The organism is Halobacillus salinus (assembly GCF_004684905.1).
GTDB classification, from domain to species: domain Bacteria; phylum Bacillota; class Bacilli; order Bacillales; family Halobacillaceae; genus Halobacillus; species Halobacillus salinus.
Map to the genome: position 1 here is coordinate 64737 of NZ_SRJC01000005.1, position 24444 is coordinate 89180.

Below are 24444 nucleotides of genomic sequence, written 5' to 3' on the forward strand. Positions count from 1 at the left end.
CGTGAATTTGGTCAACTTATCCGTCAAGCGTCCTGTCGGCGTTATCATGATTGTCGTGGCTTTACTCGGCCTCGGCTTCGTGTCGCTTAGAAGTTTGACGATCGACTTATATCCGGAAATCGAACTGCCGATTGCCGTTGTGTCGACGAGCTATGAAGGGGCAGCTCCGCAGGAAGTAGAGAAACTGGTGAGCCGGCCGGTAGAGTCCTCCGTCAGTTCGATTGAGGGACTTGAAGTGTTGCAATCCCAGTCTCAAGCGGGCTCCTCTCTTGTACTTATGCAATTCAATACGGGCGTCAATTTGGACAGCACGCTGCTCGAAGTCCGCGAGAAAGTCGATCAGGCTCAGGGCATTCTCCCGGATGGAGCAGGCGAACCGAACGTGCTTCGCTTCGACCCCGGACAGCTTCCAATCATGAACATAGGCTTATCCGGTGACACACCAGAAGAGCTGCAGCAAGTGGCGGAAAACCGGATTGTCCCTTTTCTTGAACGACAGTCAGGTGTTGCCTCTGTCGGTATTGAAGGAGGTAAAATCCGGGAAGTTCAAGTCTTGGTCGACCGAGCTCAACTTTCCCAGTACGGACTGAACTCCCAGACAATCGTCCAGACACTGACGACTTCGAATCAATCGGCTTCAGCCGGAGCGATTGAAAAAGGGAAGAAAGATTTACAGATCCGTCTAGAAGGCGAGTTCGACTCGATTGAAGACGTCGAAAACACGATTATCCAGTCTCAGACTGGTGCGCGCGTGAAGCTCGGTCAAATCGCAGATGTCGAAGATACGCTTGTAAACTCGAATTCCATTTCGAAAGTGAACGGCGAGCCGTCTGTCGTACTTTCGATTTTGAAAAAGACAGATGCCAACACCGTCGAGACTGCCGATGAAGTACGCGCAGCGATTGAGGAATTACGAGCGGATCTTCCGGAAGAGGTAGGGACGAGCGTCATTCTAGATACCTCTGAATTTATCAAAACATCGATCAACAGCGTCGTATGGAACATTCTCCTAGGTGGCGTCTTTTCTGTGCTTGTTTTGTTACTATTTTTGAAGAGTGTACGTGCAACGCTTGTTATCGGCTTATCTATACCGATTGCGATCATCTCGACGTTCACGCTCATGTACTTCACTGGCGAGACGTTGAACGTGCTTACGATGGGAGGGCTCGCCCTCGGAATCGGGATGATGGTCGACAGCTCGATTGTTATCTTAGAAAATATCGTCAGCTACAGGCAGCAAGGATATACGATGGTAGAAGCGGCGAAGCAAGGGGCCTCCGAACTTGCGCCTGCCGTTATCGCCTCTGCGACGACGACACTCGTTGTCTTCCTGCCGATCATTTTCGTTGAAGGGATTGCGTCCGAGCTGTTCACACCGCTCGCGCTCGTGATCATGTTCGCTTTGATTGCCTCACTTGCGGTGTCGGTGACCTTGATTCCGATGCTCTCGTCTAAGTTATTGACGAAACCACTCCAAATGAGTGGACGTCGTTACTGGTTCGACCGCTTCATGGAAAAAGTGAACGATCGCTACCGGTCGTTGCTGCGCTTCGTATTGAAGTGGAGAAAGTCGACGGTGTTGGTGACCCTTCTCTTAGTAGTAGGGAGTGGTGCACTTGTACCGCTGATCGGAACGGAATTCATTCCAGCATCTGACCAAGGACAGATTACGATGCGCGTCAACATGCCAGAGGGAACTTCCATCGATGAAACAGAACAACTGACCAATACCGTTGATGAGAGACTCAGTGAATATAGCGACATCATTGATGTCAGCTACGTCACCATTGGTGGTGGAGGGATGACGGGCATCGGCAACGGATCGTCCGACTTCGCTTCCTATACAATCGAGCTCATCGATCCTGGGGACCGGGAGCGGACGACGGCTCAAATGGTCGAACAACTTCAAGAATCGGTATCCGACATTCCAGGAGCAGACATCCAAGTCAGTGAAATGGATGCCGGCCTCGGTACAGGTGCGCCACTTCAAGTGCAGCTGAACGGAACCGAATACGAAGTCCTCGACCAGATCGCTGGCCAAGTTGCCTATGTCATGAACCAAGTCGACGGTGTCAGCAATGCGACTTCCTCAACCGACGAAGGCAGACCGGAATTGCAGATCGACGTCAACCGTGAGAAAGCAGCGCAATATGGTTTGAGCTATCAAGAAGTGATCGGTCAAGTGCGCCTTGGATTCAACGGTCAAATCGCGACCCGTTACCGTAATGGAAGCGACGAGATCGATGTGCGTTTGATTTTACCGGAAGAACAGCGTCAAACCATCGCAGACCTTGAAGGAATGTCGGTCCAGACACCGACTGGAAGCTTGATTCCTCTTGCGACGATCGCAAACTTGGAACAGGTGCAAGGTCCGGTTACGCTGCTCAGACAGGACCAGCAGCCGCAGGTGAACGTTGAGGCGGAAGTTGTCGGACAGGATCTCGGTACGGCGACCGAAGAAGTCCGTGCAGAGCTTGAGCGCTTGAATTTTCCTGATGGCTATTCGTATGAAATAGGTGGACAGGCACAGGATATGCAGGAAGCGTTCGGTGATTTGTCGCTCGCCTTACTATTCTCGATATTCCTCGTTTATGCAGTCATGGCGATCCAGTTCGAGAACTTCCTGTTCCCGTTCATCATCATGTTCTCGCTGCCGGCAACCATCATCGGCATCACGGTAGGGCTCTTCATTACCGGCCTGCCATTCAGTCTGCCGGCGTTCGTCGGGATCATCATGCTCGCCGGAATCGTCGTCAACAACGCCATCGTGCTTGTCGACTATATCAACATTCTGAGGAGTAAATCCTACGACCGCTATGAAGCAATTCTCGAAGCAGGTCCGAACCGATTGCGTCCGATTCTGATGACGACGCTGACGACCGTACTCGGAATGGTGCCACTTGCGATCGGCATCGGCCGCGGTGCAGAAGCTCAGCAGCCACTTGCTGTCACGATCATCTTCGGTCTGACGGTATCTAGCTTCTTTACGCTGATTCTCATTCCGGTCGTGTACACGTATTTCGATGATTTATCCAATAAGATCACAGGCTTCTTCCGTAAGCGTGTGTAGATGGTATAAGCACTTTGCTCACAGCAGCAAAGTGCTTTTTTATATTTTTTTTTAGAAAAAAGTGATCCAATCTCCTTTCTGTTTCGATAGCTATACAAGAAAACACATAACAAAGGAGAGAGATTCATGAAAAACGTAAAACGTATCTTGATCTCGTTACTAGCTATTATGATGCTCGTCCCATCTGTTGCCATGGCGAACGGTACTACAACCGTCAAAACCCCTGGATCTGATTTGAGAGCAACACTCGATCAGCTTTTATCGGAACACTTCGTTTTGGCAACAACATACATGATGAAATCTTATGATGAAGCGCCAGATCGTGATGCCGTTTGGGAGAAGCTCGATCAAAACGCGGCTGACATGACACCGGCGATTGCCTCAGTTTATGGAGAGGAAGCGGCTAAGCAGTTCGAAGAGATTTTCCGTGGCCATAACGACTATGCCGATGGATTCGTAGAAGCAGCTAAGAATAATGATGAGGAAGCTCGCAAAATGGCCGAGCAGGAAGTCGATGAATTCGTCAATGAATTCGGAAGTTTCCTAGCGACCGCTACAGAAGGGAACCTTCCTGAAGACGCTGCGAAGCAAGTACTAGCTGCGCATGAAGAAGATGTACTGAAAGTCTTTGATCACTATGTAAATGAAGAATACCAACAATCTTATCAAGCATTCCGTGACGGATTCCACCGTATGTTCGACATCAGTGAAGCCTTGTCTTCTGCGATTGTCACACAAATGCCGGATAAGTTTGAACAAACAAAAGCAGACACACCAGCAGCGGATCTGCGTTCGAATCTGAATGCCCTAGCTTCTGAACACTTCGCACTAGCCGTGTTGGAGATGCAGAAAGGCTACAACCAATCAGCTGACTATGATTTCGTAACATGGGCGGAGAACGAACATACCGCTGAATTCAAAGCAGCGATCGCTTCCTTGTACGGGGAAGAAGGAGCGGCTCAATTTGAAAAAGTATGGCAGCAAGATCATATCAATGCACAATCAGACGTCGTAACTGCTACACTGGAAGAAGATGAAGAAGCACGCCAAATGGCAGAAGACAGCCTAATGACTTTCGCTGAGGACTTCGGGGCATTTCTAGCGACAGCAACAGAAGGAAACCTACCGGAAGACGCAGCAACAGAAGCTGTCTGGAAGCATGAAGAACAAGTATTGCAGACATTCGACCAATACGTATCAGAAGACTATGCAGCATCTTATGATACTTTCCGTGAAGGATACGGGTTCATGTTCGGCATCGGAGAAACGTTAGGAGATGCGATTGTGAAGCAAATGCCTGATCAGTTCGCTCAAGATCAAATGCCAGAAGAAATGCCGGACACCGGAATGGGCGGCATGAGTGACCATAACTCCACATTGATTTGGACAGCCTTCGGACTGTTTGCACTGGTATCTGCCGGAATCGTCTATCGTAAGAAAGCCTAATTTTTTTGATAAAAGGGGGAAGGGACAATGAAGTTGAATTGGAGGCTATATTTCACCGTCATGGGCTTGATTGCCCTTTTCCTGGTCATATATGAAACGAATGCGTGGGCGGTTTGGACAAAAGAGGACACACAGGTCGTCCGAGTCGAAAACCCTCAGTCGCAATCAGCTCCTGAAGAGAAACAGAAAGAAATCCTAGAAGGTGAATTCACCGTCATCAATAAAGATGAGAATATGAATGACGAGAAGGTCGTCAAGAACGAAAAGCAAGCCGAAGAAGGCATCATTCCGACCCGCATCCGGATTCCCTCCATTGACGTCGATGCCAAAATCGAAAGTGTAGGTGTCCTCGACAACGGAGAAATGGGCGTTCCTGAAGATCCATTGAAAGCCGGTTGGTTCGAACCAGGCACCCAGCCAGGTAATCGAGGGAATGCGGTAATCGCCGGACACGTAGATAGCAAAACGGGTCCTGCTGTCTTCTATCACTTAGACCAAATGAAAAAAGGCGATGAATTCACCGTCACTGGAAAAGACGGAAAAGAGAAAACGTATGTCGTACAAAAACTGGAGAGCTACCCGCAATACAACTCTCCAATTGAGAAGATCTTCGGATCGACGAATGAAAAGCGGTTGAACCTGATTACATGTACAGGCGAATTCATCCGCGACAAAGGTGGACACCAGGATCGTCTTGTTGTCTACTCGACATTGAAAGAACCAAAAGAGACCGTTCCTTCGCCGACGAACGTGCAAGTGAGCGGAGCATTCCTCACTTGGTATGCCGTCAGAGAAGACGACATCGCCGGATACCGTGTGTATGAGAGCCGCGACGGAGGCGAAACCTTCGACAAGGTCGCAAGCGTCTCCCAACATGAAAGAAAAGCATACTCCGAACCGAAAGCGAGTGAGTATGAATACTATGTAACGGCGGTCAATAAAGATGGAACAGAATCAGAGCCATCCACTATAGCAGGAGAATGACCCGTAGGACGTGGGGTCAGGGAATCCGTCCCATCTGGCAGTTTGATGGATAAATACTGTTTTTCGTAGATAAGTCAGCTACGAAGAACCCCAAGCCATATCGTTAATGGCTCGCTTACCCTGATTGATATACCTTTCAATTCGAAGATAAACAAAGAGCCGGACATCAATGTCCGCCTCCATTCAAAAAGGCAGCCACCTGCGAAGTGGCTGCCTTTTTTCTATTTGGGACAGAGAGCCTGACCCCACGTCCCTACTCACGAGATCATCTGCTGATTGACTAGCTGCTGGTAGGTGGCGTTCGAGCGATACAATTCTTCATGAGGCCCTTGACCAGTTACACGGCCCGCTTCGATGACAATCATCTTGTCTGCTTCTACGACAGTCGACAGGCGGTGGGCGATGATGAAGGTGGTCCGGCCTTCCATCAGCGTCTTCAATGCATCCTGGACCGCAGCTTCCGACTCGGAATCAAGGTTCGAGGTCGCTTCATCCAATAAGAGAATGGCAGGGTCTCGCAATAATGCTCGTGCGATAGCGATCCGCTGCCTCTGTCCACCGGATAATTTCACACCTCGTTCGCCGACGGTGGTGTCCATTTGCTCTGGCAGTGCCATTACAAAGTCGTGTGCATTCGCCTGACGGAGTGCTGCTTCCATCTGTAATTCGGAAATCTCCTGATCCAGTCCGTAGACAATGTTGTCACGGATCGTTCCTGCCATGATCGGGCTTTCTTGCGATACGTAGCCGATCGACTGCCGCCAGTCACTCAGACTGACTTTTTCTAGAGGCGTTCCAGCCATCGTGATCGTTCCTTCAGAAGGCGAGTAAAACCGTTCGATCAGTGAGAAAATCGTTGTCTTTCCTGCTCCGCTAGGCCCGACGAACGCAACTGTCTCGCCCGGATTCACGGAGAACGATACGTTCTTTAAGATCGGTGCGTCTGCTTGATAGCCGAACGACACATCTTCGAAGCGGAGGCTTCCTTTTTCAAAAGCATGAGGCTGCTTGTCTGCTTCGGTGTCGCGTCCCAACAAGTATTGGATCCGTTCGGTTGCGCCCATCGCTTTCTGGAAAGCGGTCAGGAACGTCGCCATCTGGCTGAACGGGACGACGATTTGGAACATATAAATGATGATCGCGACAAGCGAACCTGCGCTTAGAGCCCCGGATGCGACGCGGACGCCTCCGTACCCAATCAGAACGACGAGGACGACCATGATGATCGTCGTCATGAAAGGGGAGATGACCGCTTGGATGCGGGCTTCTTTCAGTCCATATGTAAACAGTTCGCGGATGCCGTTTGTTCCTTTTCGCTCTTCTGCATTTTCCGCATTCGATGCTTTGACGAGTCGGATTTCAGATAAGACACGACCGAGGTTGGCACTGAAGTCGGCCATTTCATCCTGCATCTTTTTCGAAATGCGATACATCATCCGGCCGAGTGGAATGACGACGATAAACGCCACCGGTACGGCAACAAGCATGATGATCGTCATCCGCCAGTCGATAGTCAATAAGATAATTACGGCACCGATTATACTGATGATTCCTGTCAAAAAGGAGACGAGGTGATTGGTAATCAGTGCTTTTACCGTATTCGTATCTTGCGTAATCCGGCTCATCGTTTCCCCGGACTCGTGTTCATCAAAATAGCTGACAGGCAGACGCAATATTCGCTCCCACAGTTGGCGACGTATAAAGGCTACGATCGACTCGCCGATGTAGGCGAGGATGTAGTAGGAGAATCCGCTCGAAATCGTTTGTATGACAAAGGTCGCGATCAGAAAAGCAATGACGCCACCGCTCAGATCCCCGGCTGATAATTGGTCGACGAGGTTCCGGGTGAAGAGAGGCACGACGAGGCTCGCCGCTGTTTCGATCAGGCTGAGCGCAATCGCAACAAAGACGAGCCATTTGGCGGGTAGTCCTCCTTTGATGAACGAGAAGAACTGCCGAATATTCCGTTTTTCATCACTCATCGGGATCTCTCCTATCAACCTTGATCAAATCCCACGTCGTTACGATGCCGACCGGCGTTTCGTCTGCTTCGCCGTTTTCAGTCAAGATGACGGCCTTCAACTTTTGGTTGTTCTGTAAACTGTCCTCGAAACGCTCCTCTAGGTCGTAAACCGTGCGGTCAGATTTCAAGAACTGGACGTTCGGCATGTCCTCTTCTTTTAAAACGTCGATACTTTTCACACCCTCGAGTCTTAGACTGCCGTGCTCATGCGAACGCGACATCCACCTGACGATCAGGTCGTTGGTGAGGAGCCCTTTGAACTCGAATTTGTCCCCGTAAATCGGAAACTGTGAGATCGGGTGCTTTTCGAACGCTTCGAGAATATGAGTCAAGTCCGTGTCGGTTTTGAAATAAAGGACAGGTCTCGTGGCGAAATCAAGCGCTTGAGGCGGTTGATCAAGCGTTCGTTTAATACGTTCAAGATCCTCCACGACGTCTAAATGAGGCGTCGCAATATAGTATTCTTCATCGATCCGCTCATGGACGATCGCATTTCTCAGTTTGGCATACTGCTTCAACTTGTCGAAATAGATGCGTATGACACTATGTTTCAACTTCGAATGCTGCAACAGCTCGACGAAGTTATCGTTTTTCGGAAATCCATTCAGTTCTTTGAGGTGCTGGTGAATTTGGTTAAACGCCACCTCGAACCGTTCTACAACATCAGCCATTCGTATCACTCCTATCTTACTTCTTATTATATCTGACTTGTGCTTAACTACACATCAATATGCTACACTTATAGAGGAAAGAGGGTGAAACAATGCTCGGAACACGCATCAAAGAATATAGACAAGAACGACAACTCTCCTTATCGGAACTAGCAGCTCGAGCAGAAGTCGCCAAATCCTATCTCAGCTCGATCGAACGAAACGTCAAAACCAACCCTTCGATCCAATTCCTGCAGAAGATCTCCGACGAACTCAACGTCTCGATTTTAAAGCTACTCTACGGTGAAACCGACGAAGAATGGATAGAACTCGCCCGAGCCGCCCAACAAGCCGGAATCTCCAAACAATGGCTCCGCGAATATATAGAGTTCGAGGAATGGAGACAAGGGGACAGGTAATCTGTCCCTAGAGTGCCGAATGTACTTAATGGGTGTTGTGAGGCGGTGTTGGAGAAACGACTCGCTTTCCGCGGGCTTCCGGTGAGCCTCCTCACTCCCTACGGTCGTTGTGGGGTCTCACGCTGTATTATGCTCCCGTAGGAGTCTCCCCGTTTCTCCAACACCTCTATCATAAGAGCATGAACCTCTGAGAACTATTCAATTTATAGTGCGATGCTCGACCATACGCAAAAGGCGAAGTCCGAATAGGGACTTCGCCTTTTGCGATTCAGTATTCATGAAGAAGGACGATCTTTCCGTTTCCCAGCCAAGTGGGACGAATGCCCTGTCCCCAAACTATTTCAGATTATTCTTCACGTAATTCATGCTGATTTCTAAGCTCTCGATCGGTGTGCGACGGCTTTCGTCTTGTTCGACGATGAACCATTTCACGCCGACCTCTTCTCCTTTCTCCCAGACGCGGTCGACATCGACACCGCCCGTACCGAGTTCCGCGAAGAACTGTTCGTCATCGGTCGTCATGTCTTTCATATGAACGAGAGGGGAGCGGTCCGAGTAGCTGTCCAACCATTCAACCGGATTTTCGTCCGCTTTTTGAAGCCAGTACACATCGAACTCCGTCTGAAGTGTTGGTACTTCTTCGAAAATCGTTTGCAGTGCGGTTTTGCCATTCGATAACTTCTCTAGTTCAAAGTCATGGTTGTGGTAGCAAAGCGTCAGACCAGCCTGCTCGCATTTTGCCGCTGCAACAGCTAAATCTTTGATCAACGCCTCATAATCCTCTTCCGAGCGGTCCTCTATGTAAGGGCATACAATATAAGAACTGCCAATCGTCTTCTGATCACGGATGACATCATCCAAACGTTCTTTCAAATCAGTCAAAGGAACGTGACTGGAGGCCGCTTTCAATCCGAACTCATCAAGCATTGCTTTGACTTCTTCCGCTGAATGACCACCGAATCCGGCGAACTCGACACCGTCGAAACCAAGGTCCGCGACTTGTTTCAATGTACCTTTGAAATCTTCTGCTGTTTCATTTCGTAACGTGTACAATTGTGCTGCTACAGGTGTTGTACTCATGTTCTCAGCTCCTTTATCTATTTGCCCCATTATATAACAATATTTTCATTTTTCGAACGATAACCCTTCAGGAAATGGATGAATGCTCTGGAGATTCGGTTCTTTTCGACGAGAGAGGGCATCTATAATGTATTTTTCATTATTAGACCAGAGTAGCGATCCGTTCTATAATGGAAAAAAACAAAGGAGGGAACGGATGATGGAGGATATCTTACAGAGGATTAAAGAAACCGAAGCCTACTGCTGGAAGTGCCGCACACCGTTATCGAGAGAGGACTTGATGGTGGTTGATGAAGGGGAAACAACGATTGCAGAGCTGTGCTATTCTTGCTATGAAGAAACGATGATGAATTGATTTGTTTTTATTGTATAAAAACTGAAACAATGTTACGATTTACATAATTATTGCACTTCGGTGCTTATTTTTTGACCTCTATTGTAAACGCATTCACAAACATAACCCAGGAATGAAACTCCTTTTTTTATATCGTTTTGAAATCGATTTCAAAGAAAGGTAGTTGGAAGGAGCAGATACTTATGAACGTCTTAGTTTGGAATGAATTCAGACATGAAAAAGAGAACGACGTAGTGGCTGATATTTATCCAGAAGGAATCCACGGTGCAATCGCTGAATTTCTCGGAGAGGACCACCCGACAGTGAAGACAGCTACCCTTGATGAAGAGGAGCACGGTCTAACAGATGAAGTACTTAATGAAACGGATGTACTCGTCTGGTGGGGACACAAAGCGCACGATGAAGTAAGCGAAGAAGTCGCAGAAAAAGTGAAGCAGCGCGTTCTCGATGGCATGGGCCTTGTCGTCTTGCACTCCGCTCACTTCTCGAAGCCGTTCAAGAAATTGATGGGCACATCCTGCGACTTGAAATGGCGCGAAGCGGATGACAAAGAACGCATTTGGGTAGTGGACCCGACTCATCCGATCACGGAAGGCTTAGGTGAGTACATCGATATCGAAAAAGAAGAGATGTACGGAGAGCACTTCGATATTCCGGCACCGGACGAATTGCTGTTTGTCAGCTGGTTCGAAGGTGGAGAAGTATTCCGAAGCGGAGCGACATTCCGCCGCGGCCGCGGGAAGATTTTCTACTTCCGTCCGGGACACGAAACGTACCCGACGTATTATCACAAAGAAGTGCAGAAAGTCATCAAGAACGGTGTGAAGTGGGCCGTCAACAACGAAACACCGACACCGATCTATGGAAATGCACAGCCACTTGAAACCATCACTAAAAAATAAGAGGAGTGGGAAACATGTCAACATTACAAGTAGCCGTTATTGGTTGTGGAAGTATCGCTCAGCATCGTCACTTACTGGAATACAATGCAAATGAGAACGTAGAGATTACAGCCGTTTGCGACTTAGTAGAAGAACGTGTAGAAAAGGTTGCTAAGCAGTACGGCGCGAAAGCATACACAAGCTACGAAGAATTACTTGCCAAAGAAAATGTCGACGTCGTCAGTGTCTGCCTGCCGAACTACCTGCACGCGCCAGTGTCGATTGCAGCGCTCAACGCAGGTGCCCACGTCCTCTGTGAAAAACCGATGGCCACTTCCCGTTTAGAAGCGGAGCAGATGATTGAAGCAGCAGAGATCAGCGGCAAGAAGTTGATGATTGCGCATAACCAACGTTTCGTTCCATCCCACCAGAAAGCAAAAGAATTGATCGAGTCCGGCGCAATTGGGAAAGTGTACAGCTTCCGCACAGCATTCGGACACGGCGGACCGGAAGGCTGGAGTGCCGACGGAGCAAACAGCTGGTTCTTCAAGAAGGAAAAAGCCTTCATCGGAGCGATGGGTGACCTCGGCGTACATAAGGCCGACCTACTTCGTTACATCCTGGGACAGGAATTCGTAGATGTAGCCGGTTTTGTAGAAAATAACGCGAAGTCTGATATCACTGTCGATGACAACGCCGTATGCATCCTACGTTCCGAGAGCGGAATCGTCGGTACGATGGCCGCAAGCTGGGCGTACAAGCCGAGTGAAGACAACTCGACGATCATTTACGGAGAAAAAGGTACATTGCGTCTAGAAGACGACCCAGAGTATTCCCTCATTGCCCAGTATACGAACGGGGATGTCGTCAACTATCAACTAGGCAAGATCCAATCCAACGACGATGGTGGACAAAGCAACTCCCACGTCATTGACCACTTCGTAGACAGCGTTCTCCAGGATAAACAACCGCTGGTAACAGGAGAAGAAGGTATGAAATCACTCGATGTCATTCTAGCTGCACTCCGCTCAGGGGAAACGGGACAGATCAGTAAATTGGAGAACGTGACCAAATGAGTAAGCTCCGAATGGGCGTCATCGGAGTAGGGGGGATTGCCCAAGCGAGGCACCTCCCTGCCTTCAAACAAATGGAGAACGTCGAAGTAACGGCTGTCCAAGATGTCAATCTGACCCGTGCTCAAGAAGTAGCAGAGAAATTCGCTGTCCCACATGCTTTTGAGCAGTATCAGGACCTCTTTGAAAAAGTAGACGCCGTCACCATTTGTACGCCGAACAAATTCCATGCTGACATTACGGTTGCAGCACTCGAAGCAGGAGTCCACGTCCTTTGTGAAAAACCGATGGCAATGACGACGGAAGAGTGTGAAGCGATGCTCGAAGCGGCAGAGAAAAACGACCGCTTGCTTTCGATTGCCTACCATTATCGTCATACTGCGGAAGGAAAGCTCGCAAAGCAGGCAATGCAGGAAGTCGGAGATCCTCTCGTAACAAGGGTTCAAGCGATGCGCCGCCGCAAAGTACCAGGCTGGGGAGTATTCACGAACAAGGATCTTCAAGGTGGAGGAAGCTTGATCGATTTCGGCTGCCACTTATTGGACCTTTCCCTTTGGTTGTTGGACGATCCAAAACCGGTAGAAGTCATCGGCAAAACGTATGACCGTTTAAGTAAGATCCCAGGCCAAGTCAACGACTGGGGAGCTTTCGATCATGAAACGTTCAATGTCGACGACCATGTAACAAGCTACATCACGTTCGAGGATGGTTCCTCGATGCAGTTCGAATGCTCATGGGCTGCCAATATCAAAGAAGACCATACGACTCTGACGATCTCAGGGGTGGACGGGGGACTCAGCGTCTATCCGTTTGAACTTTATCAAGCGAAGTACGGTGCTTTATTCGACCAGACGGCTCAAGTGAAGGGCGGCGAACAAGAAGCCGGCCTCGTCCAGGCAGAAAACTTTGTGAACAGCTGCCTCGGCAAGGAAGAACTCGTCGTCAAGCCGGAGCAAGCGCTCAAAGTAAGTCAGTTGATCGAGGCAATATACAAGAGCAGTGAAACAGGTACAAGCGTACGATTATAATGGAGGAGGAGATTCTATGAAACTAGGAGTATTTGCTGTACTATTTTCCGATAAATCATTCGAAGATATGCTGGATCGTGCGAAAGAATCCGGTTTGAAAGCAGTCGAAATCGGTACAGGAGGGTATCCAGGAGATGCGCACTGTAAAGTCGACGAACTGTTAGAGAGTGAAGAAATGCGTAAAGAATACTTAGATAAAGTAGAGGAGCGCGGCTTGACGATAAGCGCATTCAGCTGCCACGGCAATCCGATCTCACCAGATAAGCAATTTGCTGAAGAGTCGCACGTAGCCTTCGTCAAAACGGTCAAGCTTGCGAGTTTGATGGGCGTTCCAGTCGTCAATACATTCTCCGGTACACCTGGTGGGAACGAATCCGATCAGTCTCCGAACTGGCCGGTAACACCGTGGCCACCAGAATACTCCGATGCGCTCGAATGGCAGTGGAATGAGAAATTGATTCCTTACTGGAAAGAGCAAGGCGAGTTTGCCAAAGCACACAACGTGAAGGTAGGTCTTGAACTCCATGCCGGCTTCTTAGTCCATACCCCTTACACGATGCTGAAGCTTCGCGAAGCGACGAATGATGCAATCGGGGCGAATTTGGATCCGAGTCACTTATGGTGGCAGGGAATCGATCCCGTTGCTGCGATCAAAATCCTAGGCACAGCCGATGCCATTCACCACTTCCACGCAAAAGACACGTACATCGATCAAGAGAATGTGAACATGTACGGCCTGACCGACATGCAGCCATACGGAAACGTGAAGACAAGAGCTTGGACGTTCCGTTCTGTAGGATACGGACACGGTATGGAAGAGTGGTCGAATATCATCAGTGCCCTAAGAACCTACGGATACGATTACGTAGTCAGTATCGAACACGAAGATCCGATCATGTCGATCAACGAGGGTTTCAACCAGGCAGTGAAGAATCTGAAGTCTGTCCTTATAGAAGAACCAGCCACAGAGATGTGGTGGGCGTAATAACCAATCATCCCTTTCCTACTAGAGGAAAGGGATGATTTTTTTGTCGAAAAAAGAGGAAGGAAACGGGTGGGTATACATCTAAATACCCACAATGATCCAGTGTAAAAAATGACAAAATGTCTACATTAGATGTATTTAACTGCAATAAATTTACATATTTACCCTTTATATTGTCGACAAAAACCCATTCCTTCCGATGGATAGTCTTTTTCTCTTATTTTTCTGAATATTACAACATTCGCGTTGATTAATTGTAAAAGTTTGATAGATTAGTAAATGTAGGTTAAAAAATAGTATCAATGGAAGGAGTCTTTTGATGAAAAAGACAGGTAAAATCATTACTTCTGCTTTAGCGCTTGCACTTGCCGTTGGCCCTGTGAGCACGAGTGCTCTAGAGTTGCCCGATACGCCGAAACACGAGCCGAGCGTACATAAATCGCACGTAGGCATGCCGTTTGATGCAGCGATTGCGAACGATGATCGACTCATTGAAATGCTGAAGAAGAGCGGAGATATCGCCAAGAACGCTTCACCTGAAGAAGCTCAGGAAGAATTGCAGGAATTCATGCAATCGAAAATGGAGTCCGCTCAGAAAGATGCTGGCGAATTAGAAGATGAAGAAAAAGAAACAAAAGCGAAACTGAAGAAGGAAATGAAGGGCACCGACAGCTTGACCAAAGGAAAAGGGAACAAGCTCGGTAAAGCTTCAAAACCAGATTCAGTCGAAGAAGAAGCATATGACGGAGAGATGAGAACAGATAAAGTACTTGTCTTGCTCGTCGATTATCCGGATAAACCACATAATTCTCTAGATGCGAGTGAGACGGATATGCACTATGAGGGAGACGATGCATACTCCCGCGAGCACTATCAGGACATGTTGTTCGGCACAGGCGGCTGGACAGGTCCAGACGGTGAAACCTATGTATCTATGAAACAGTACTATGAACAGCAATCAGGCGGAAGTTATTCCGTCGAAGGGGAAGTTGCTGGCTGGTACACAGCTAGTAAACCTGCCGCTGCATACGGTGCAAACGATCCACAACCGGACGGCAGTGACGTCAACGCACGTGGCCTGGTAAAAGAAGCACTAGCAGCTGCTGCAAATGATCCGAATGTAAACATTGGTGATTATGACCAGTGGGATCGTTACGACCTGGATGGCGATGGAGACTACCTTGAGCCAGACGGTCTTGTTGACCACTTGATGGTTATCCACTCTGGTGTCGGCGAAGAAGCTGGTGGTGGTTCTCTAGGATCGGACGCAATTTGGTCCCACCGTTGGAACCTAGGTGGCGTTACTCCGATCTCCGGTACGGAAGCAACCGTCGGTTATTGGGGCGGTTCAATGGCTGCTTATGACTACACAATCGAACCAGAAGATGGTGCGGTTGGTGTCATGGCGCACGAATTCGGTCACGACCTTGGTCTTCCAGATGAATATGATACACAGTACACTGGGGAAGGTGAACCAGTAAGCTACTGGTCGATCATGGCGAGCGGAAGCTGGGCCGGTGATGTCCCAGGATCAATGCCGACAGGGTTCAGCCCGTACATGAAAGAAATGCTTCAAGAATCCGCTGTTGTTGATAACGAAGGAACGAAAGGGAACTGGTTATCCGGATCAGAAATCGATCTTGAAGATGTAAATGGCAAAGGCATGAAGTTCTTGCTGGACGAAGCGAATACGAAAGGTACCAACAATGACGTCGTCAAAGTGAACTTGCCACAGAAAGAAACCGTGATCAACACTCCTGCAAGTGGAGACTATGAGTACTTCTCTGGAAGTGATAATGATCTGAGTAACAAATTAACAAAAACAGTTGATCTAACAAATGCTACAAGCGCTGAATTCAATTTCAAAGCTTGGTACGATATCGAGAAAGATTGGGATTACGCTTATGTAACCGTCAATGGTGAGCCGGTTGCGAGCGATATCACGACAAACGAAAACCCGAACGATTCCAACCTAGGTAACGGAATTACCGGAAGCTCTGATGGCTGGATTGATGCATCCTTCGACCTTTCTGCTTATGCAGGTCAAGAAGTCGAAGTTGCGATCGAGTACGTAACGGACACAGCTGTTTCCAATCCTGGTCTCTATGCAGACGACCTATCCATCGTAGTAGATGGAGAAGGAGTCGTGTTTGACGATGTAGAAGGCGATGCCAAGTTCGATCTTCAAGGATTCACGAAGACAGACGGAATCAAGCGTTCTGACCACTACTACCTGCTTGAATGGAGAAGCCACAACGGTGTCGATGAAGGACTAGCAAACATCCGCCGTGGGGACAGCCTGATGACATTCGATGATGGATTAGTTGTCTGGTATGTCGACAAGCAGTACTCCGAGAACTGGACAGGAATCCACCCTGGTGACGGTTTCGTCGGAGTTGTGGATGCAGACCAGCGCGTGAACAAGTGGAGCGACGGTTCTGTAGCTTCTACTCGTTACCAAGTGCACGACGCTGCATTCAGCTTGGATAAGTCTGAGAAGATGTTCCTAGATTACCGTGATCTTCTTGGAACGACGCTGAAAGATAACTTCACTAAACGTAATCCACTGTTCGATGACAGTGCTGATTACTCCAACCCAGGTCTAGTAGACGCTGGACGTAACGTTCCGGAATACGGATTGAAGTTCCGTGTCAGTGGACAAAGTAAAGACCGCACAGTCGGTGAAGTATTAATCTACAAATAAGAAGTCTGAACCCCTCACGTTATGTGAGGGGTTTTTTCATGAATAGGGTATGATGAAGGTAAGTAGAAATCGGATGAGCAGAATTTTTTCATAAAAAAGTAGGAGACCCCATATCTTTTTACAGCCTTCATTCGTTTAAGGTGTGAGAGGATGAGAAAGGAGGAGGAAGATGAGTTTCACAAAACAGCAGGTAGAAGAGTTGAATAAGTTCGGACGATGGGTGACGAAGAACGGTTGGGATGCGGATGACCTCGTTCAGGAAGCGGCTGCTAAATCATTGGAAAAGTACGGCGACCAAGAGAATGTGGCACTGTACAAACAGATGATGAAAAACGGCTGGATTGATATCATGCGGAAACGAAGCCGAGAGTGGTTGGTTGATCAACTTCCGGAGGAGCGTGATCTATCCGGACTGGAATATTACGAAGAGGTCGTGGATCAACTTTTGTCACAACTGACGGAGAAACAGGCCGTGCTCTTTTTTCTGAAAGAGTCCTTCCATTACCAGACGAAAGAACTCGCATCGATGTTCCAGATGAGTGATGAATCGGTCAAAGCGTTACTTCACCGGGCGAGGAGAAGGTTGAACCAGCCGGAGATCCGTTCTATCGACCCAATCGAACCTGAGGTGAAAGAAACACTGGAGCGGATGTTGGTCAAAGCATTACAAGAAAATGATCCGACCGAATTATTCGACGAGTTACCGAAGCTGCACCTATTTCCTTCCCTTTCAAAATCGACATCCTTCTCTCCTATGTGCCTAGCCGCGTAGGATGATGGAGGTCTATCATGGCGACAATACCTTACGTAATCGAACAATCAAAAGGCGGAGAACGTTCTTACGATATCTTCTCCCGCTTATTGAAAGACCGGATTGTGATTCTCGGAGATGAAATCAACGATCAAATAGCCAACGCCATCGTTGCGCAGCTGCTCTTCTTGTCTGCCGATGATCCGGAAAAAGACATCTCGCTCTACATCAACAGCCCAGGAGGGTCGACCAGCGCCGGCTTCGCCATTTTGGATACGATGAATCATATCCAGCCTGACGTCAGGACCATTTGTACAGGAATGGCAGCCTCGTTCGGTGCCGTATTGTTGATGGCGGGGGAGAAGGGGAAGAGGTATGCACTCCCCAACAGCGAATTGATGATACACCAACCCTTAGGCGGCGCCAAAGGCCAGGCGACCGACATCGACATATCCGCTCGCCGCATATTGAAATTGAAATCCCGCCTGAACCGGATGATCGCAGATTGGACGGGACAACCAGAAGAAAAGGTCAAACACGACATGGAGCGCGACTACTTCATGGATGCCGAAGAAGCCCTAGCCTACGGTGTTATCGATCAAATCATTAAATGAGTCTATGACAAACCCGCATGTACAGAAGAGTATGTGCGGGTTTTGGTTTGGAATTTTATTTGGGGACGGTTCTGGCGTTATGGGGGGCTTGGTCTCTCTGCCGTTTCTGTGGATGAAGTGCCTTGAAAGGGCAGAGAGCTGGGCGCTAGTTTCCCTTTTGTATAGTCAAATAGATGAAAAGGGCAGAGAAAGCCGTCCTCTCTTACATTTTCACGCCTTTTGAATCGGAAAAAGTCAGATAGGCGTCTTATAGCTTGCTTTTTGATCAAAAAGAGGATGGAAAAAGGCAGAGAGAGTAAGGGCTGGAAGATACCAGCTCACCGGCGGGAACAATCTATCTTCCGTCTCTCCGACGTTTCGGGTGATGATCAGCCTTGAAAGGGCAGAGAGCCGGGCGCTAGCTTCCCTTTCGAATCGTCAAATCGTTCAAAAGGGCAGAGAAAGCCGTCCTATCTGACATTTTCACGCCCTATGAATCCCAAAAAGTCAGATAGGAGCCTTATAGCTTCCTTTTCGATCAAAATAAAGAACGAAAAAGGCAGAGAGAGCCACGCCCCTGCCAAAAAAAATAAGGACCTCCCATAGGAAGGTCCTTATCTAATTAATGAATACTAGCCGATAATCATCGACTCCTTCGGATAATGATAACTATCCTTCACGCCACGCCCTCTTAAGATGAACAAGAACGAGAAGATCCCAATCCGACCGATGAACATGAGACCAATGATGATCAGCTTACCACCCGCATGTAAATCAGGGGTGATGCCCATCGATAAGCCAGTCGTCCCAAATGCGGAACAGGCTTCGAAAATGATCGGCAGCAATTCGAACTGGGGCTCGAACAAGCTGAGCAAAATAATCGAGCATCCCGTGATGGAAATGGCAGTACTGATGACGATGAACGAACGGAAAATATCGTCTTCATGAATCTCTCGAGCAAAGACGCGTACATTCCGTTTCCCGCGCGCGTAAGCCAAAATGGTAAGAGCCGTTATGGCGAACGTCGTTGTCCGAATACCTCCACCTACACTACTAGGCGAAGCCCCGATGAACATGAGTACACAGATAACCAGAAGTGTCGCTGGTGTGAATTCGCTCACGTCCATCGTGGCAAGTCCGCCGTTCCTCGTCGTAACCGATTGGAAGAATGCATAGAAGAAGGATTCGTGCCACGTTTTGCCTGCGAAGAAATGAGTCCGGTCGAACAAATAGATCAGGACCGTACCCGCTACAATTAGTGCAGCGAACGTCACTGAGGTCACTTTTGCAAATAGGGAAAACCGGAAGAAATCCTTTGGCTTCTTCGTCATGTAATCCTTCACTTCGATAAGTACCGGGAATCCGATCGCACCGAGTGTCAGCAGCAAGATATTGATGAACTGGACAAAATAATCCTCTTGGAACATAACAAGCGATGACCCTGTAATATCGAACCCGGCGTTCGTCGTCGCACTGACTGATGCGAAGGCTCCTTGGACAAACGCTTCCCCAATCGTCGGAAAGTATTGGGTGAAATAGACTCCGAGAATAAGTGCGCCGATGATTTCAATGATGACGATGATCAGTAGGATTTGGCGGATCAACTTGACCATTCCGGCAAACGTGCTCCGGTTTTGGTCGGTCTTGATCAGCTGTCGTCGTTTCAACCCGATTTTCTGACCGAGTAAAAGCCAAATGAAGGTACCTAGTGTCATGACGCCGATTCCTCCGAATTGGAGGATGAACATCAGGACGAAATATCCGCCGGTGTTGAACGTATCCGCGGTCGAGACTACGGTAAGCCCCGTTACACTGATAGCGCTCACGGCGGTGAAGAGACTATCCAGGAATGACAAGCTCATTCCTTCTTTATGTAAAAACGGCAAGTTCAGCAGAATCGTCGATATGACGGCCGCTGATGCATAGAATGCTACAATGATTTGAAAAGGAGATAATTGGTTGAACCATCGATTCCACTGCTTATTCACATCCATTTTGAAACTCCTTACATTAAATACGGTATGGATTGATTGTATAGTGAATGAGACTTATTGACAACTGCAAAGAAGGAAATAGGATGGAAGATGGGGAATTGGTTGTAAGGGAAGAATTATACAGAGAAAAAGGGGAATATGATGAAGGAAACGATTTTTTTACTATCAGAGTTTGTAGATTTCTGGCATGACATGCTGTGGGAGCTGTCTGATTCCCTGGGATGGGGGCTGACTGATAAGGAGCTGCACTTCTGGATCGTCGGGATTCTCGGAGTCATCGGCCTATTGGTAGTGGATGTCATATTCCACTTCTTAGCAAGGTACAGCATCACCGCCATGTCATTCCTGTTCAGCTTAGCGATTGTACTCGTTGCTGTATTCGCGCTTGAGATCCAACAGAAGATAAAAGGGAGCGGCAATATGGAGTTCAACGACGCCGTCGCCGGAATCCTCGGGTTTCTAGCATTTTGCATAGTCTACTTTATCATTAAAGGAATCATCGAATGGTCGAGAAGGAGAAAACGGAAGAAAACAGGAAGGAGGAGCAGAAGAAATGGGCGTACATATCGGAATTGATTTAGGTGGAACCAATGTGAGGGTCGCTTCTGTGACAGAAAATGGGGAAGTGGAAGAAATAATGCAGGAGGCGACGGAAGCAGAACAAGGCTCGCGCTATACGATAGAAAAAATGATCCGCATGGTGGAATCCATCTCAGAAGGAAAGGAAATTGAAGGAATCGGCATCGGAGCACCGGGACCGCTCGATCCGACACGCGGCGTCATCCTCGATCCCCCGAACTTGCCGGGATGGGATGAGGTGCCAATTGTGAAACACTTCGCCGATCATTTCGACGTTCCCGTCCAGTTGAATAACGACGCCAACGCAGCTGCCTTGGCAGAAGCACGCTTTGGTAGTGGCGAAGGGTACGAAAGTGTCTTTTATATTACGGTCAGTACAGGGGTAGGCGGTGGCCTCGTCCTGAACGGAAAAGTGTTGAACGGAGTACAGGGCTATGCTGGGGAGATCGGCAACATGATCCTCAACCCACATGGTTACCAGTACAGCAACTTGAACAAAGGAGCGCTAGAGAGCTACTCCAGTGGAACGGCGATGGCCGAGCGTTTTCACGAACATTTCGGAAGTTATGGTGGAGCGGAAGATGTCTTCTCCTTAGTGAGCCAAGGCGATGAAAAAGCGCAGCGTATCGTGGATGAAGCAATCGAATATCTAGCAATGGGAATTGCAAATATCACGCACATCGTCAATCCAGACGTCTTTGTCCTCGGAGGTGGCGTCATGAATGCAGGGGAGCTGATCTGGGTGCCTCTTCGTGACCGGCTGGAAGACTATCTATATCCGGGACTTGTACCACACATCAACCTGAAGCCCGCCGCACTCAGCGGAGAAGCAGGAGTCATCGGCGCAGCCTTGCTGCCACAACAATAAAAAATGAAAGAACCGAACACTATGATGTTCGGTTCTTTTTATATGAAAAAATCTATGGGAGAAGGTCAGTCTTGTCTTATAAAGAACTCCTCGAGCACCAATACACAAGCACCAATCGCAGAAGCATGCTCCCCTAGTTTCGAAAGCACAATCGACGTTTCTTTCGCCTTATCCGTCAATCCACGCGACTGAATCGTCTCCTCAATTCCATCCATCAAGAAACGTCCCGCGCCGGAAACACCTCCACCGATGATCATCCGTTTCGGGTTGATCGTATGAATCAGGTTCGTGAGGCCGATCCCTAAATATCTTCCTGTCTGATTCAAGAGTTCGATGCTGAACGCATCTTGCTGCGTCGCTGCTTCATACACCATACACCCGTCCACTTTTTCAAAATCTCCGTCAACAAGGTCATGGATCAACGAAGCACGACCTGCTTTCAATTCTTTTTTAGCGCGTTCAGCAATCGCGGGGCCGGCTGCGAGTGTCTGCAGGCATCCATAGTTGCCGCATGTACACTTCGGACCCGACAAATCGATTGTGATATGCCCGATCTCTCCCGCTAAATTATGTTCTCCGTGGAAGAGTCGTCCTTTTACCATCAATCCAGCACCGATTCCGTTCCCGACGTTGACGCCTAACATGTTGTCCGCATCGTTACCGTGTCCGAACCAGTACTCTCCGAGCGTCATCGCACGCGCATCATTCTCAACTTTTACAATCATATCGAACTCCGACTCCAGCACTTCTTTGATCGGAATATCATTCAGCTGGAAGGCAGGTGCGAATAAGGAACGTCCTTCTTCCGGGTCTACGATACCGTGCATACCGACGCCGATGCCAAGAAATTTATCGAAGCTTTCTTTATTCGTCTTGATCAAGTGGTGGATCCCTTGCTTCATAATCGAAAGGATATCTTCATGAGCCGGGTAGGGAGGGATTTCGAGTGTTGTGAACTCTCTAATTTCTCCGAAGAGGTTCGTAATGACGAACTTCATCTGCGTTGTCCCCACATCGACGCCGATCGTGAAGAACTGTTCGGCATTGATTTCAAGCAGCGTCGGTTTCCGGCCACCTTTGGACATTCCTTGGGTCGTCTCCACTACAAACTGAGTGGAAATCAACTCTTTCACGATGTTGCTGACGGTGGGAGGGGTGAGTTTCGTTTCCTTTGCTATGTCAGCCCGGGAGATCGGACCTTCTTCACGGATCATGTTCAAGATCGTGGAACGGTTCATCGATTTCATCAATTGAAAGCTGCCACGTTTGTATTTTGTGCTCATACGATCTCCTCCATATTTCTGTTAGCGCTATCATAACACATTTGTACCCTTATTAAATTTATTTTATTAAGTTGCGTTGAATTCGCTTCTAATTATATCCATTTATATCGTCCTCTAGAAAAATTTATTAAATTCTGAAAAAAAGACTTTTCATTTCAAGTTGCTTATGCTAGGTTAGTAGTAAGTTAGTTAATTTATTTTATTAAGTTTTGAAAACGCTATCAAAAGGGGGAGCTGTTGTTGATGAAAGCATGGTTCAAAGGTTTACTTATGGCTATATTCGTCGTCGGTCTACTTGCCGCATGTTCTGGGGACGGCGGAGATGAAGCGACAGGAGAAGGTTCTGATGGAGAGCCTTCTGGCGAAATTACTGTTTGGGGTTGGAACGTTGCCGCTCAGTCAATGGAACTTGCAGTAGATGGATTTAAAGAAGAGTATCCAGATGTAGAAGTGAAGGTCGAGGATATCGGTCGTCTGGACGTTTATGAAAAACTTACTGTAGGACTTGCTTCCGGAGGGAATGGATTACCTGACGTCGTCATGGTCGAATCGGATCGACTTGCGAACTACCAGGAACAATTCCCAGATGCTTTAACGAACTTATCTGAAATGGGTTATGACGAACATGCCGACAAATTCGGTGAGTATAAACAGTCTGTTACACAGAACCAAGACGGTGAATTCTTTGCAGCACCATGGGATGTCGGACCCGCTGGTGTCTTCTACCGTACAGACATCTTTGAAGAAGCTGGCGTAAATCCGGATGATATTAAAACATGGGATGATTACATCGAAGCTGGTAAAACAATCAAAGAGAAAACAGGCACGAAAATGGTACCGGTCGACATCGCAAAAGATGATGCGCTATACCGTATGATGTTGAACCAACAAGGTGCTTACTACTTTGATGAAGAAGGTAACATCGACGTTACTTCTGAAGAATCCAAGAAAGCATTCGAAGTCATCAAACAATTGAATGAAGATGATTTGATTTTGAACAACGATGGCTGGAACGGTGTCGTATCCGCTACAGTTAACGGCGAAGTTGCAACAGTCCCATTCGGCGTTTGGTACTCTGGAACAATCATGGACCAAGCTCCTGACCAAAGCGGAGACTGGGGAGTATTCTACTTGCCGGCCTTTGAAGAAGGTGGAAACCGTGCTGCCAACTTAGGTGGTTCCGATCTAGTAATCCCATCCTCTTCTGAGAATCAATCAACAGCATATGCGTTCGTCGAGTACTTCACAACAGAAGTGGACCCTCAAATGACAGCGCTGAAAGAGAAGGGGATCTTCCCATCTCTTAATACAACATACGAAGAAGACTACTTCGACCAAGAGTCTGAATTCTTCGCGAACCAGAAAGTATGGAAGCTCTTCGCAGAAGAAGTGGCTGATATTCCTGTAGCAAATTACACGTCTGACTACGCCCGTGCATTCGATACAATGTCGGATACACAAGCAACAATCTTGCTTGATGGTGTAGATATTGAGACAGCTGTCCAAGACGCTGCGGAAAAACTAGAAGGTGAAACAGAACGTACGGCTAACTAAGTCCATACGTGATCGATCGGAAGAGGGCTCATTATTAATGAGTCCTCTTTTTATGATTTGAGTTATGCATTTGAGTTGGGGACGGTTCTCGTGTTTTAACAAAACACGAGAACCGTCCCCAAAC

At 48.1% G+C, this 24444-nt stretch carries 20 protein-coding genes; 15 read left to right on the forward strand and 5 right to left on the reverse strand.

What is annotated here, in order from left to right; translation table 11 throughout:
• Position 1 precedes the first annotated feature (1 nt).
• The 3 genes from E4663_RS15945 to E4663_RS15955 all read left to right on the forward strand — a co-directional run bounded on the left by E4663_RS15945 (position 2) and on the right by E4663_RS15955 (position 5500).
• The gene (locus E4663_RS15945; RefSeq protein ID WP_135328339.1) at positions 2-3070 is read left to right on the forward strand and encodes an efflux RND transporter permease subunit; all 3069 of its coding nucleotides are present in this window, start codon (positions 2-4) and stop codon (positions 3068-3070) included.
• Between the two features lie 126 nt (positions 3071-3196).
• Positions 3197-4516 carry a copper amine oxidase gene (locus tag E4663_RS15950; protein WP_135328340.1) on the forward strand — a complete coding sequence of 440 codons (1320 nt, stop codon included), beginning with the start codon at positions 3197-3199 and terminating at the stop codon, positions 4514-4516.
• Positions 4517-4543: 27 nt separating this feature from the next.
• The gene (locus tag E4663_RS15955) at positions 4544-5500 is read left to right on the forward strand and encodes a class F sortase (protein WP_135328341.1); all 957 of its coding nucleotides are present in this window, start codon (positions 4544-4546) and stop codon (positions 5498-5500) included.
• Between the two features lie 257 nt (positions 5501-5757).
• Here the strand turns inward: E4663_RS15955 and E4663_RS15960 are convergent, their stop codons facing one another.
• Both E4663_RS15960 and E4663_RS15965 read right to left on the reverse strand, forming a co-directional pair.
• Entirely contained in the window at positions 5758-7482 is a 1725-nt protein-coding gene (locus E4663_RS15960; RefSeq protein ID WP_135328342.1) for an ABC transporter ATP-binding protein, read from the reverse strand.
• Positions 7475-8194: a CBS domain-containing protein gene (locus E4663_RS15965; RefSeq protein ID WP_135328343.1), complete on the reverse strand. Its 720-nt coding sequence runs from the start codon at positions 8192-8194 to the stop codon at positions 7475-7477. The genes E4663_RS15960 and E4663_RS15965 overlap by 8 nt, the downstream gene beginning before the upstream one ends.
• A 92-nt stretch (positions 8195-8286) precedes the next feature.
• On the opposite strand from E4663_RS15965, the gene E4663_RS15970 reads away from it, so the two are divergent.
• Positions 8287-8592: an XRE family transcriptional regulator gene (locus tag E4663_RS15970; protein ID WP_079477983.1), complete on the forward strand. Its 306-nt coding sequence runs from the start codon at positions 8287-8289 to the stop codon at positions 8590-8592.
• 336 nt (positions 8593-8928) lie between these two features.
• Here the strand turns inward: E4663_RS15970 and E4663_RS15975 are convergent, their stop codons facing one another.
• Entirely contained in the window at positions 8929-9672 is a 744-nt protein-coding gene (locus tag E4663_RS15975) for a sugar phosphate isomerase/epimerase family protein (RefSeq protein ID WP_135328344.1), read from the reverse strand.
• Positions 9673-9871: 199 nt separating this feature from the next.
• Between E4663_RS15975 and E4663_RS19850 the strand changes: the two genes are divergently transcribed.
• From E4663_RS19850 to clpP, 8 genes are all read left to right on the forward strand, one after another.
• Positions 9872-10027, forward strand: a complete 156-nt coding sequence (locus E4663_RS19850) for a hypothetical protein (protein WP_158290518.1) — start codon at positions 9872-9874, stop codon at positions 10025-10027.
• Positions 10028-10209: 182 nt separating this feature from the next.
• Positions 10210-10929 (forward strand): ThuA domain-containing protein, encoded by a 720-nt coding sequence (locus tag E4663_RS15980; RefSeq protein ID WP_135328345.1) that lies wholly within the window; start codon positions 10210-10212, stop codon positions 10927-10929.
• Between the two features lie 14 nt (positions 10930-10943).
• Positions 10944-11984, forward strand: coding sequence for a Gfo/Idh/MocA family protein (locus E4663_RS15985; RefSeq protein WP_135328346.1), 1041 nt, complete (start codon positions 10944-10946; stop codon positions 11982-11984).
• Positions 11981-13009, forward strand: coding sequence for a Gfo/Idh/MocA family protein (locus E4663_RS15990; RefSeq protein ID WP_079477987.1), 1029 nt, complete (start codon positions 11981-11983; stop codon positions 13007-13009). Before E4663_RS15985 ends, E4663_RS15990 begins: the two co-directional genes overlap by 4 nt.
• Before the next feature lie 16 nt (positions 13010-13025).
• Positions 13026-13994: a sugar phosphate isomerase/epimerase family protein gene (locus E4663_RS15995; protein WP_135328347.1), complete on the forward strand. Its 969-nt coding sequence runs from the start codon at positions 13026-13028 to the stop codon at positions 13992-13994.
• Positions 13995-14313: 319 nt separating this feature from the next.
• Complete coding sequence (locus tag E4663_RS16000; protein ID WP_135328348.1) at positions 14314-16698, forward strand: immune inhibitor A domain-containing protein; 2385 nt, start codon at positions 14314-14316, stop codon at positions 16696-16698.
• 169 nt (positions 16699-16867) lie between these two features.
• Positions 16868-17470, forward strand: a complete 603-nt coding sequence (locus tag E4663_RS16005) for a sigma factor-like helix-turn-helix DNA-binding protein (protein ID WP_135328349.1) — start codon at positions 16868-16870, stop codon at positions 17468-17470.
• A gap of 17 nt (positions 17471-17487) precedes the next feature.
• Positions 17488-18063, forward strand: a complete 576-nt coding sequence (clpP, locus tag E4663_RS16010; protein WP_135328350.1) for an ATP-dependent Clp endopeptidase proteolytic subunit ClpP — start codon at positions 17488-17490, stop codon at positions 18061-18063.
• A 611-nt stretch (positions 18064-18674) separates the two neighbouring features.
• Here clpP and E4663_RS16015 read toward each other — a convergent pair.
• Complete coding sequence (locus tag E4663_RS16015; protein WP_135328351.1) at positions 18675-20036, reverse strand: TrkH family potassium uptake protein; 1362 nt, start codon at positions 20034-20036, stop codon at positions 18675-18677.
• Between the two features lie 141 nt (positions 20037-20177).
• Here E4663_RS16015 and E4663_RS16020 point away from each other — a divergent pair, with 141 nt between their 5' ends.
• Together E4663_RS16020 and E4663_RS16025 are read left to right on the forward strand one after the other, a co-directional pair.
• Entirely contained in the window at positions 20178-20612 is a 435-nt protein-coding gene (locus tag E4663_RS16020) for a hypothetical protein (protein WP_135328352.1), read from the forward strand.
• A complete protein-coding gene (locus E4663_RS16025; protein ID WP_135328353.1) occupies positions 20590-21483 on the forward strand; it encodes an ROK family protein in 894 nt (297 codons plus the stop codon). Before E4663_RS16020 ends, E4663_RS16025 begins: the two co-directional genes overlap by 23 nt.
• Before the next feature lie 65 nt (positions 21484-21548).
• Here E4663_RS16025 and E4663_RS16030 read toward each other — a convergent pair whose 3' ends face one another.
• The gene (locus E4663_RS16030; protein ID WP_135328354.1) at positions 21549-22766 is read right to left on the reverse strand and encodes an ROK family transcriptional regulator; all 1218 of its coding nucleotides are present in this window, start codon (positions 22764-22766) and stop codon (positions 21549-21551) included.
• Positions 22767-23009: 243 nt separating this feature from the next.
• Between E4663_RS16030 and E4663_RS16035 the strand changes: the two genes are divergently transcribed.
• The gene (locus E4663_RS16035; protein ID WP_135328407.1) at positions 23010-24320 is read left to right on the forward strand and encodes an ABC transporter substrate-binding protein; all 1311 of its coding nucleotides are present in this window, start codon (positions 23010-23012) and stop codon (positions 24318-24320) included.
• The last annotated feature ends 124 nt before the right edge of the window (positions 24321-24444 follow it).